Annotated in this window: 9 protein-coding genes; 4 read left to right on the forward strand and 5 right to left on the reverse strand. The window is 70.4% G+C overall.

The features are described from left to right. Nucleotides 1–80: 80 nt before the first annotated feature. Entirely contained in the window at nt 81–3341 is a 3261-nt protein-coding gene (locus AB0J04_RS14900; protein WP_363168808.1) for a discoidin domain-containing protein, read from the forward strand. After that, entirely contained in the window at nt 3338–4831 is a 1494-nt protein-coding gene (locus AB0J04_RS14905; protein ID WP_363168809.1) for a family 43 glycosylhydrolase, read from the forward strand. The genes AB0J04_RS14900 and AB0J04_RS14905 overlap by 4 nt, the downstream gene beginning before the upstream one ends. A gap of 169 nt (nt 4832–5000) precedes the next feature. Here the strand turns inward: AB0J04_RS14905 and AB0J04_RS14910 are convergent, their stop codons facing one another. The 3 genes from AB0J04_RS14910 to AB0J04_RS14920 form a co-directional block, all read right to left on the reverse strand. Beyond that, nucleotides 5001–6155, reverse strand: a complete 1155-nt coding sequence (locus AB0J04_RS14910; RefSeq protein WP_363168810.1) for a PP2C family protein-serine/threonine phosphatase — start codon at nt 6153–6155, stop codon at nt 5001–5003. A gap of 114 nt (nt 6156–6269) precedes the next feature. Next, nucleotides 6270–7028: an IclR family transcriptional regulator gene (locus AB0J04_RS14915; RefSeq protein ID WP_363168811.1), complete on the reverse strand. Its 759-nt coding sequence runs from the start codon at nt 7026–7028 to the stop codon at nt 6270–6272. Nucleotides 7029–7117: 89 nt separating this feature from the next. Continuing rightward, a complete protein-coding gene (locus tag AB0J04_RS14920) occupies nt 7118–7294 on the reverse strand; it encodes a hypothetical protein (RefSeq protein WP_363168826.1) in 177 nt (58 codons plus the stop codon). A gap of 85 nt (nt 7295–7379) precedes the next feature. Between AB0J04_RS14920 and AB0J04_RS14925 the strand changes: the two genes are divergently transcribed. Both AB0J04_RS14925 and AB0J04_RS14930 read left to right on the forward strand, forming a co-directional pair. Next, a complete protein-coding gene (locus AB0J04_RS14925; protein ID WP_363168812.1) occupies nt 7380–7712 on the forward strand; it encodes an antibiotic biosynthesis monooxygenase in 333 nt (110 codons plus the stop codon). A gap of 386 nt (nt 7713–8098) precedes the next feature. Continuing rightward, nucleotides 8099–8278 carry a hypothetical protein gene (locus AB0J04_RS14930; protein WP_363168827.1) on the forward strand — a complete coding sequence of 60 codons (180 nt, stop codon included), beginning with the start codon at nt 8099–8101 and terminating at the stop codon, nt 8276–8278. Nucleotides 8279–8310: 32 nt separating this feature from the next. On the opposite strand, the gene AB0J04_RS14935 is transcribed toward AB0J04_RS14930, so the two are convergent. Then, nucleotides 8311–9120, reverse strand: coding sequence for a VOC family protein (locus AB0J04_RS14935; RefSeq protein WP_363168813.1), 810 nt, complete (start codon nt 9118–9120; stop codon nt 8311–8313). A 107-nt stretch (nt 9121–9227) separates the two neighbouring features. After that, complete coding sequence (locus AB0J04_RS14940) at nt 9228–11705, reverse strand: PQQ-binding-like beta-propeller repeat protein (RefSeq protein ID WP_363168814.1); 2478 nt, start codon at nt 11703–11705, stop codon at nt 9228–9230. Between the last annotated feature and the right edge of the window lie 381 nt (nt 11706–12086).

Raw genomic sequence — 12086 nt, forward strand, 5'->3', positions numbered from 1 at the left:
ACATCTGCCGTGTCAGAGACCTGCCGTGTCAGGCACATGCCATTGCCCCGCTCGCCGTCAACCCTGACAGGGAGCACCTCATGAAGCGCCTCCTCGTCGCACTCGTGCTCATCCTCTGTTCCGTCTGTTCCGTGAGCCCGGCCGCCGCCGCGCAGACCATCGGGTTCCCCACGTTCACCGGCCCCGCCGCCCCCGCCCCGCCCGTCGCCTACACGCCCGGCGACATGATGCGGAGCATCTACGACGCGGAGAGCTCGGGAACCGATTTCTGGATGGACCGGCTGCTGGCCCGCTCCGGCGACGACCCGGCCGGGCCGTGGCTGATGAGCCGGGGGCGCGCGGTCTTCATGAAGACCCACAACCCCGCCGTGCTCGGCTTCGGCGGTCAGGTCGCCTACTGGGAGAGCATCAGCAACAACAACGCCTACACGGTCGGGATCACCCCGGGCGCCTTCACCGAACAGGTCGCGCAGCGTCGGCAGGTGCCCAGTCACTGGCAGAGCGTGCACACCAGCGGCTCGATCACGGTCACCCAGACCAAGTTCATCACCGACGACAACGTCGCCGTGACCAACCTGTCCATCAAGAACAACGGCACCGGTTCCAGCACGCTGCAACTGCGGGCCACCTCGCCGTACGCCACCTCCGGCAGCGGAGCCGAGCTGACCGGCCAGGTGAACGCCTACAACAACCTCACCACCATCCGGCCGAGACTCACCGGCGACGGCTTCAGCGTCTCCGGCGGCGGCCTGAACCGCTCGGTGACCGTCGCCGCCGGAGCCACCGTGACCGCCAAGGTGGTGATGGGCTTCGTCACCGACGAGATCCCCGAGTCGCTCACCGAGTACAACGCCTACGCGGGCTACTCGGGCGCCACCGCGTTCGCGACCCACGTCAGGGCCTACAACCTGTGGTGGGCGCAGAACGTGCCCTACATCGACGTGCCCGAGCCGGCCATCAAGAAGAACGTCTACTACCGCTGGTGGCTGATGCGCTTCAACAACCTGGACGCCGACATCCCCGGGCAGACCTTCCAGTTCCCGACGTCCACCGAGGGCGTCCTCGGCTACAACAACGCGATCGCGCTCACCCAGCCCATGCACATCGACGACCTCAAGTACCTGCGCAACCCGGCCTACGCGTACGGCGACTGGCTCAGCGCCGGCCAGACCTCGAAGGGCGGCCGGTTCCTGGACAACCCCGGGGACCCGGAGAACTGGTCCAACAGCTACACCCAGTACATCGCCGAGGCGGCCTGGAAGAGCTATCAGATCCACGGCGGACAGCCCGCGATCGCCGGCAACCTCGCCCGCTACGCCGAGGGCGACGTCAAGGGACAGCTCGCCTACTACGACCATGACGACAACAAGCTCATCGAGTACGACTGGGGTGCGCTGACGGGCAACGACGCCGACGCGGTCTCCTTCCACTGGAAACCCGGCAACATGGACCGCGCCGAGTCCGCCTACCAGTACAGCGGCGCGCTCGCCGCCGCCCAGGCCTACGAGGCAGTGGGCAACACGGCGAAGGCCACCGAGATGCGCACGCTCGCGACGCAGATCAAGGACGCCATCGTCAACGTGCTGTGGAACCCGAGCCGGCAGCTGTTCGAGCACCGGCTGAAGTCGACGAACGAGTGGGTGCCCTGGAAGGAGATCAACAACTACTACCCGTTCTCCGTCGGAGCCGTCCCCGACACCACTGCCTACAAGCAGGCGCTGCGCCTGTACGACGACCCGGCCCAGTACCCGGTCTTCCCCTTCTACACGGCCAACCAGGCCGACAAGAAGGCGGCGGCCGACGCCGGGAACCCGGGCTCCAACAACTTCTCCACCATCAACTCCACCGTGCAGTTCCGGCTCTACTCCTCCGTGCTGCGCAACTACTCCAACTCCTGGATGAGCGCGACCGACTACAAGAAGCTGCTCTACTGGAACACCTGGGCCCAGTACATCGGCGGCAACACCCAGTGGCCCGACGCCAACGAGTTCTGGGCCGACTGGAACGGCACCGGCATCGACTACCGGTCCTGGATCCACCACAACATCCTGGGCAGCAGCAACTGGACGGTGATCGAGGACGTCGCCGGGCTGCGCCCCCGCAGCGACGCGAAGGTGGAGCTCTCCCCGATCGACATCGGCTGGAGCCACTTCACGGTCAACAACCTCCGTTACCGCAACGCCGACCTGAGCATCGTCTGGGACGACCCGGCCGACGGGATCGTCCGTTACCCCGGCGTCCCGGAGGGCTACTCGATCTACGTCAACGGCAACCGGGCAGCGACGGTCGGCTCGCTGGTGCCCTTCACCTGGGACCCGGCCACCGGTGACGTCACCACGAGCGGCACAGTCACCCACCACACCGCCGTCGCCGGACTGCAGGCCCCCAACCAGGTCGTGCAGAGCAGCCCGCGCATGGTCGACATGCTCGCCAAGGCCGGCGTCGACCTGACCGCCGACCTCACCAACCTGGCCACCGGGGCGACGACGTCCGCCTCGTACACCGGATCCGGGAGCAGCGCGTCCGGCGCGGTGGACGGCTATCCGACGAACGAGCCGTTCTGGGGCGCCGGCGGATCCGCCAACAGTCAGGACTGGTACGAGCTGAACTTCGGCGCGGCCCGCACGCTGAACGAAGTACGCCTGTACTTCAAGGACAGCCGCCCGGCGAGCACCGCCTACCGGGCCCCGTCCGCGTACACCGTCCAGTACTACGACGGCAGTTCCTGGGTGGGCGTACCCGGCCAGACCAAGAGCCCTGCGGCGCCACGGGCCAACTACAACCTGGTGCAGTTCCCGGCGATGAACGCCCAACGCATACGGGTCCTGGCCACCCACGCCTCCGGCGCCAAGACGGGCCTCACCGAGGTCAAGGTGTTCAACCGGGGCGGCGTCCAGCCGCCCCAGCCACCCGCCGACCAGGCGACGTCCGCGACCGCTTCGGCCTCGTACACCTCCCCCTGGGAGAGCGTCGCCGCGGTCAACGACGGCATCGACCCGCCGTCGTCCAACGACACGGTGAACCCGCGCTGGGGGACCTGGCCGGAGACCGGCCAGCAGTGGGCCGAGCTGACCTGGCCGACCGCGAGGACCCTGAACAAGGCCGAGGTGTACTTCTTCGACGACGACCAGGGCATCGACATGCCGGCCTCCTGGAAGCTCCAGTACTGGAACGGCAGCGCCTACGTCGACGTACCCGGCGCCGGCGGCTACCCGCTGGTCAGGAACCAGTACAACACCGTCGGCTTCACCGCCACGAGCACCACACGACTACGGGTGCTGCTCACCGGCAACGGCGCCGACTCCGTCGGCCTCCTCGAAGCAAAGGTGTACGGACCGTGACCCGTTCCAGATGCCTGTCCGCACTCATCGCCCTGTGCACCGTGGCGGTCGCGTTCCTCGTGGTGCCGCCCGCCTCTGCCGCCGTCGCCTTCACCTCGACGGGCGTGAACCAGAACGGCGGCAACTGCCTTGACCTGCCCGGCAGTTCGACGACCAACGGCACTCAGCTCCGGGCCTTCGTCTGCTCCTCGGGCGCGAATCAGAGCTTCGGCTACACCCTGGTCTCCGGGACGAGCGACACCTACACGGTCACCGCGCAGTCCGGTCAGTGCATCGACGTCTACGGGGCGTCCACGGCGGACAACGCGGCGATCATCCAGTGGCCGTGCCACGGCGGCACGAACCAGCAGTGGCGGCTCGTTCCCGTGACGGTCTCCGGAACGGACAAGACCTTCAACCTGGTCTCCGTGAGCTCGGGCAAGTGCGTGACGCCGAGCGGAGGTTCCTCGGCGTCCGACACCGGCCTGGTGCAACTGCCGTGCGCCACGGCGAGCGGCAGGGTGTGGCGGCTGCCCGCCTTCAGCGGCGGCGGCACGAGCCCGCACACGTTCACCAACCCGCTCTCCCAGCACGGCCCGGACCCCTGGCTCACGTACTACGACGGGTACTACTACCTCGCCACGACGACCTGGAACTCGACGGTCACCATGCGCAAGGCGAGCACCCTGGCAGGGCTGGCCACGGCGACCGACCAGGTGATCTTCAACCTCACCCGGCCCAACGGGGCGGGCACGATGTGGGCGCCGGAGTTCCATCTGCTCGACGGCCCGAACGGCAAGCGGTGGTACTTCTACTACACGGCCGGGCGCGAGCCCTACGACCTGGGCACGCAGCGGATCCATGTGCTGGAGAGCGCCGGCCTCGACCCGATGGGGCCGTACAGCTTCAAGGCCGACCTGCTCGACCCGACACAGGACAACACCTGGGAGCTGGACCCGGGCATCCTGCAGCTCAACGGCCGGCTGTATCTGCTCGGCACCTTCTACAACGGCTCGCAGCCGATGTTCATCCGGCCGCTGTCGAACCCGTGGACCGCGAGCGGCACCCGCCGCGTGCTGTCGACCCCGAGCTACAGCTGGGAGACGGTGGGCGGCGCGGTCAACGAGGGCGCGGAGGTCCTGCAGCGGGGCGGCAAGACGTTCATCGTCTACTCCGCGAGCCACTGCTCCACGCCCGACTACAAGCTGGGCATGCTCACCTACAACGGCGGCGACCCGCTCAATTCGGCCTCGTGGGTCAAGTCGCCCAACCCGGTGTTCCAGCGCTCCAACGCCAACGGCGTGTACGGCCCCGGCCACAACGGCTTCTTCAAGTCGCCGGACGGGACCGAGGACTGGATCGTCTACCACGCCAACAACTCGGCGGGCGGAGGCTGCGACATGAACCGCACCACCAGGGCGCAGAAGTTCACCTGGAATGCGGACGGCACTCCGAACTTCGGCACCCCGGTGGCCCTGGGCGTCCCCCTCACCTCGCCGTCGGGCGAGTAGCGCGAGCGGGGGTCGTCCGTCAGCGCAGTCCGGCGAGGAACGGTGCGACGGTGTGGATCAGCGTGTTGTGCGCCGGGGCGGCGAACTGCGGGTCGAGGTGGTTCATCCCGTCGTCGGTCTCGTGGACGGTGCGGGTCATGGGCACCGTGCGCAGCACACGCCACAGCGGTCACCCAGTCTGGTCCCCCAACAGCAGCCCGGGACTTGCCGGTCGGGGAACCGAGGTCGCTTCGACAGCGGCTCCGGCCGGCTTGCGGATCAGGAGCAGCGCCGCGTCGTCGTGCAGACGGCCGCCGACATGCGCCAGCAGTTCCTCGTGGATCGCGCCGAGCGTGCGGGCCGGCTCGTCGCAGAGGTGACGCGCCAGTCCGTCGACGAGCGGGTAGAACTCGCGGTCGCGGTCGCGGGCCTCGATGACGCCGTCCGTGTACAGCAACAGCTGGTCCCCGTCGGCGAAGGGCAGCACCTGGAGGCTGGGGGTCTGGTCGGTGAGGGCGCGCAGGCCGAGGGGCGGTGCCGGATGCGGGGTCTCCACCGCTGTGATGCTTCCGGCCGCCCGCATCAGCAGCGGGGGCGCGTGTCCGCAGTTCACCATCTCCAGCTGCCCGGGCCGCGGGTAACCGGCGACGACGGCGGTGACGAAGTCGTCGGCGCCGAGGTTGCGGGCCAGGCTGCGCTCGATCCGGTCGACGACGGCGAGGAGATCGGGCTCGTCGTAGGCGGCCTCGCGAAAGACGCCGAGGACGAGTGCGGCGGTCCCCACGGCCGGCAGCCCCTTGCCGCGCACATCGCCGACGATCAGCCGCACGCCGTAGGGGGTGGGCAGCAGTGCGTAGAGATCCCCGCCGATCCGGGCCTCGGCGGCCGCGGCGCTGTAGCGGACGGCCACCTCGAAGGGACCGACCGTCGCCGGCACCGGCTTGAGCAGCGCCTGCTGGGCGGCTTCGGCGACCGACCGGACGGCCGCGAGCACCCGTTCCCGGCGCGAGCGCAGCCCGGCGGCCAGGGCACTGGCCAGGGTGACGGCCGTCAGCGCGGCCAGCACGGCCAGCAGCTCGGGGCCGGGAGCGTCGTCCCCGATGCCGAGGGCCGCGCCGAGTCCGGCGGCGAGGAGGCCGACCCAGAGGACACCGCGCGGCCCGTTGGTGGCGGCGGCCAGCGCGGGGCCCGCCGCCAGCAGGGGCAGCCAGATCGTTCCCGCTCCGCCGAGGAGGTCGACGAGCACGATGAGGAAGACGATCAGGACGGGGAGGACGGGGAGCACCGGCAGGACGGCGCCCGCCACTCGGTGTCGGTACAGGTCGTGGTTCCGGGCCTGACTCATGCTTCGTCCGCAGTCCTCATCTGTGCGCCGGGGCAATGTCGAAATGTCCGTTTCATATAGGAAAGCGGATCGCCTCGGGTCCTTACAAGGATCAGATTTTCAGATAGTGAACGATCACCCGGTGAGCGAAAGACCCCTGGTCACGCGGCTCGCGGTCGGGATCAGTCGGGCCCGGATCTGCTCCAGCCGGGGCAGCCGGTCCGCAGGCAGGGACACGCCGAGCGAACCGAGGGTGTCACCGCTGTAGACGGGGACGGCGACGCAGACCGTCCCGAGGGCGTACTCCTCCAGGTCGGTGACGGCCGGGGCCACGGGCGAGGAGTCCAGCTGCCGGAGCAGTACCGGGGCACTGGTGATGGTCTTCGGCGTGAGGTCGGACAGGCGGTGCCGGGAGAGGTAGTCCTGGCGGGCCTCGTCGTCCAGCTCCCGCAGGACGGACTTGCCGAGCGCGGTGGCGTGCCCGGCGTCCTCGAACCCGACCCACAGGTCGACGCGGGGCGCCCGGGGGCCGTCGACGATCTCGGCGACCCGGATCTCGCCCTCCTCGTAGAAGGTGAGGTAGGCGGCGGTCGCGAACTCGTCCCGCAGCGCGGCGAGCGTGGGGCGGACCCGGCTGAGCAGCGCCTGACCACGGCTCGTGGTGTGCAGGGACTGCAGCCGGTCCCCCAGGATGAACCCGCCGTCCGGGAGTTTGCGCAGGTAGCCGTCGTGGACCAGGGTCCGCAGCAGGTGGTACGTGGTGGCCAGGGGCAGCGCCGTCTCACGTGCCAGCTGCTTCGCCGGCGCGCCGTTTTCGTGCGCGCTCACCGCCTCCAGCAGTCGGAAGGCCCGCTGCACGGAGCTGATGAGCGTGGGGCCGTCCCGCGCACTCATACGACCAGCGTGCGCCGCCCGCCCGACACAGGCAAGGCGCGGGACGCCGGACTTCGGTGACGCCGGGTAACGGCCGGGTGACTGCCGCGTCACCGCGGGGACCGACGCGTCAGTTCCTCGTCAAGGGCCGGGGCGGAGCCGATCAGGGCGAGGTGGGTGAACGCCTGCGGGAAGTCGCCGAGTTGCTCGCCGGTGGGGCCGATCTCCTCGGCGAAGCCGAGGCCGAGAAGGTTCTGCGCCCAGCGCTCCGCCACCACAAGGATCACGCCCTGCGGGCGGCACAGCACGTCGGGCCACGAAACCCCCGGCCCCGTGCGTCGCCTCCCCCCACGGGGGAGGCAGGATGGGGGCATGAGCGTAGTCAAGATCAACGTACTGACCGTGCCGGCCGAGCAGCGGGAGACCCTCGAGAAGAGGTTCGCCGCACGGGCCCACGCCGTGGAGAGCTCCGACGGTTTCGAGTGGTTCGAGCTCCTCCGCCCGGTCGAGGGCACCGACGCCTATCTCGTGTACACGCGGTGGCGTGACGAGGAGTCCTTCAAGGCATGGCTGGACGGGCCGATGAGGGCGGCGCACCGGGGCGGCGCGGAGGGCGAGCAGGCCGAGCCCGCGGCTTCGGGCTCGACCCTGTGGTCCTTCGAGGTGGTGCAGCAGGCGGCGCCGAAGGGCGAGCAGGCCCCCTGAGGACCTGTCCGGATCGGTACGACGATGTGGTTGACGTTGACGAACAGGCCGCCCAGGAGCGCGATCTCCACGAGGCGACGGCCGCGGAACTCGTAGTGGGCGACGACGTATGCCGCCGGCCCGGTCACCGCCATGACGAACACCAGGCCCAGCAGCGTGACGAGCGGCGAGGTCAGGAAGTACCGGCCCATGTGCGCGGTGACGAACGCGTCAGAGCAGTTCTGGAAGTGCAGGCTCTTCGGGCAGGGTCCAGGGGCTGCCGAAGAACTCCCCCTTCTGTTTGAGCGAGGCGAGCAGCACCCAGGCGACCGGCACGGCGATGGCCAGCGCGAGGGCGAGGGCGAGGGTGTGGGTGAGCAGCCGGGCGGGGCGCGGACGGCCGGGGCGTGGGCGGGCGGCACGCTCAGATCGGGCCGCAGGTCACCCTGTACTGCCCCGCGCCGCTGCTGCGGGCGGGCGAGAACACCGTGACCGTCCTGGAACTGGAACGGCTCGGCGGGGTCCTGGAGTTGCGCGACCGCCCGGAGCTGGGACCGCCGCAGGAGTACGTGGAGGAGTTCGACTGACGCGTCTCTGCGGTGCCGTGCGGCCGTCGCCGTCAGTTCGGGGCCGGGGCGAGCACCACGAAGTCCGCCTTGGACGGGTCGAGGCAGACGGCGAGCCGGCCGACGCCTTCCGCGTCCTCCGGTCCCATCTGCACGGTGCCGCCGTTCCCGGTGACAGCGGCGACCGCGGCGTCGCAGTCGGTGACGGCGAAGACCGGGTGCCAGTACGGCCGCCCGTTCGCCAGGGCGAGGACTTCCTTGCCGACCTGCATCAGGCCGCCCTGCATGCGCGCCTCGGGCGCCAGCCCCTCCGGGGTGATGAGCGTGTACGCGCCACCGCCGCCCGGCATGTCCATGTCGCTGTACTCCCAGCCGAGGACAGCGCCGTAGAACTCCTTGGCGGCCGCGGCGTCGCTCGTGTACAGCTCCGTCCAGGACAGCGAGCCCGGCTGGTCCGCCAGCTCGAAGCCCGCGTTCTGCCCCGGCTGCCAGACGGCGAACTGGCCGCCGAGCGGGTCGCTGTACTGCGCCATCCGGCCCCACTCGCCGAGGTCCCTCGTCGGCACCCGCACCGTGCCGCCCGCCCGCTCGACGGCCCGGGAGGCGGCGTCCGCGTCCGTGACCCGGTAGTAGATCATCCAGGCGGAGCGCGCACCCTCCTCGGTGAGCTTGCCGAGTCCGGCGACGACCTTGCCGTCCTTCCGGAACATCCCGCCTTCCATGTCCTCCCCCACGCCCTCCATCTCCATGGGCTCGTACTCCCAGCCGAGCACCGCGCCGTAGAACGCCGCGGTGGCCGGGACGTCGGGGGCGCCGAGGTCCAGCCAGCAGGGGGCGCCGGGGGTGAGGTCGGTGGTGATCACGACGGTTCCCTTTCGCAGGTGCTGTGTGTCACCAGCCTGACACCCGACACCGCCCGTCGCGCGTCGGCGGACTCCACCGCGTACGGCCCGCCGCCCACTGCCCGTCCTCAGGTCACGGACAGTCCGTAGGCACGGTCGAAATGCTGGGCCACCAGGTGTCCGGCCCCGTCGCAGGAGAGCTGCCAGTCGTTGACGCCGGTCTCTCGGCCGTCCGTGAAGTTCCACAGCAGGCGGCCGGAGGCGAGGTCGATCGCGTAGAAGCCGTTCTTGTTCTCGAAGGCCGGGACGTAGAGGTTGCTCGCGCCCACCGCGATCGGGTTGTCGACGTTGAGGCGGGGCGTCTCGCAGAACCAGCGCCGGGAGCCGTTGGCCGCGTTGAAGGCGTAGACGCCGTAGGGGTCGGTGCCGGTGGCGTAGACCGTGTTGCCGACCGCCCCGAGGGAGGCGTACATGCCACGCTCGGCCTTGGTCGACCAGCGGGGCTTCCCGGTGGTCAGCTCCAGGGCGAGGAGCTCGGAACCGATGGCGAAGACGGTCTGGCCCAGCACCGCCAGACCCGGCCGCAGGTCGTAGCCCACCTGGCGCCGCCAGCGCAGGCTGCCGCCTTCCCGGCTGTCGCGGACCGAGACATTGCGCAGTCCGTCGGCGTAGACGAAGTACTGGGAGCTGATGACGGGCTTCAGCGCAACGCCGACGTCCTCCGGGTCGATCGGTATGACGAGGGCCTGGCGGGCCTTGAGATTGACGCCGAAGACCGCGGCGGTGGAGGTCGCGACGCCCTGCTCCGCCGACCGACGCTCCAGACTGGCCCCGAGGACCAAGGCGACGGAGCCGTCATAGCTGCCGAATAGCTGATCGAACTGGTAGTCCTGGCCGAAGTCGAGGGTGAACCGCTCGGCGCCGCTGGCCACGTCGACCCCGATCAGGGTCGCGCCGGTGCCGAGCGCGACCGCGGCGCCGTTGGTCAGCACGACGGGGGTGGGCGAGAGGCTGATGCCCTGGTAGACCCACTTGGGCTGCGTGCCGTTCTTCACGTCGAGGCCGATCATGTTCCCGGGGCGGGTCTTCAGCAGGGCCGTGCCGTTGCTGAAGACGGCCGGGGCCTGCAACAGCGGGCCGCCGTAGTAGACCCAGGTCGGCTCGGGGGCCGGGCCGAGCGGGCGCACCGTCTGTCCGTTCTTCCTTCTCCGGGTGACCAGGGCCGCTCCGCCGGCGAGGGCGGTGGCTGCGGCCGCGGCGAGGATCACGCGCCGGGCGACACCGGAGTGGGTGGGGGCGCGGTGGTTCACGGGTGCGGCGGAACGTTCCGCCACCGCCTCTTCCGGGACCGAGAAGGACTCCCCCACCGACGACTCGGAGACCTCGCCGACGGTGGGCTGCCCCACGTCGGCGGTGCCGACGGCGTAGGTGCCGACGCCGCCCGTTCCGCCGGCGCACCCCTCTCCGGCCCCGCCGTCGGCTGCCGTTCCGTACGCGGACCGCCCCTTGGGCGTGCGACCCGCGTCGGACCGGCCCGACGCGACCGGCTCCGGGACGGATGCCTCGGCGTACGCCGACACAGGCGCCGGGGTGGGGGTCGACGCGGGCGCCGGGGCGCGGGTCGATACGGAGACCGGGGTCGGGGTCGGCGTCGTCGTCGTCGGCGGCGTCGGCGTCGGGGCAGGGACCGAGGCGGGGGCCGGGGTCCTCGCGAGGCGGTCGACGCGCCGCGCGGCCGCCCGGTGCGCGGCGACCATCGCGGCCACCGGCGCGGGCAGCCAGCCGCCCGTCAGCACCTGTTCGGCGCCGCCGGGAGCGCAGGCAGCGGAGAGCCGGTCGGGGTCGACGCGAAGGACCGGGTCCTTGGCGTGACAGAGGCTGATGATCTTGTCCAGCGGCTCGGGCACCCGGGTGAGGTCGGCCGAACCGTGCACGACCTGGTAGAGCAGGGCGGCCGCGCCGGCTCCGGTGAACGGCGCGTGCCCGGACGCGGCGAACGCGAGCACCGAGCCGAGGCAGAAGACGTCCCCCTCCGGCCCCATCGGATCACCGGTGGCCTGCTCGGGGCACATGTACTCCAGGGAGCCGAACAGGCCTCCGGAGCCGGTGAGTTGATAGCCGTCCCGGGCCCGGACGATGCCGAAGTCGATGACGCGCGGACCGTCCTCGGCGAGCAGCACGTTGGACGGCTTGAGGTCACGGTGCACCAGCCCCTCGGCGTGCACGGCGATCAGCGCCTCGGAGATGCCCGCGCCCAGCGCGAGGACCGTCTCCACCGGCAGCGGGCCGTGTGCGGCGACCGCTTCGGCCAGTGTGGGCCCGGGGACGTACACGGTGGCGAGCCATGGCGTCTCGGCGTCCGGTGCGGCGTCCACCACGGGTGCCGTGTAGACGCCGCCGACCGCCGCCGCGGCCGCCACCTCGCGCCGGAAGCGGATACGGAAGCTCTTGTCCTCCGCCATCTCGGGACGGATGACCTTGACGGCGACGGTACGGCCGGCCGACGACCTGGCCAGATAGACCCGGCCCATGCCGCCCGCGCCGAGCCGGGCGACAAGACGGTAGGGGCCTAGCTGCTCGGGATCTTCTGGACGCAGTGGCTTCATGCCCTCAGCCGCCTGTTCTTGGTGGTGACGGGTGGGAGACCCGTGCACGCTGCAGGGGAAGGCCCTGTGGGGGGTCCTGGAAACAGATTAGAGGCTGAAGTGGCTGGCGAGACCACTTCCGGACCGCGGACATCCGCCGCCCGAAGGCAGCTGTTCACCCCTTCTTCTCCTCGTGGGAGCTGTTTTGACACTGCGTCAGAGATCGGTGACACGTGCTCGCGCTGGGGGAACAGTGCGCGATAAGCAACAGATGCAGGATGAAAGCAGTCACCCGGCCGAAGACGTCCGGTGTGCCGAACGTCACCCCGGTCCGATCCGTCGACGGGTTTGTGGTCGCTGAGCGAGTAGCGGCGGAGCATATGCCTGCGGTAATGCATGCCC

Source organism: Streptomyces sp. NPDC050263 (assembly GCF_040655955.1).
Classification (GTDB): domain Bacteria; phylum Actinomycetota; class Actinomycetes; order Streptomycetales; family Streptomycetaceae; genus Streptomyces.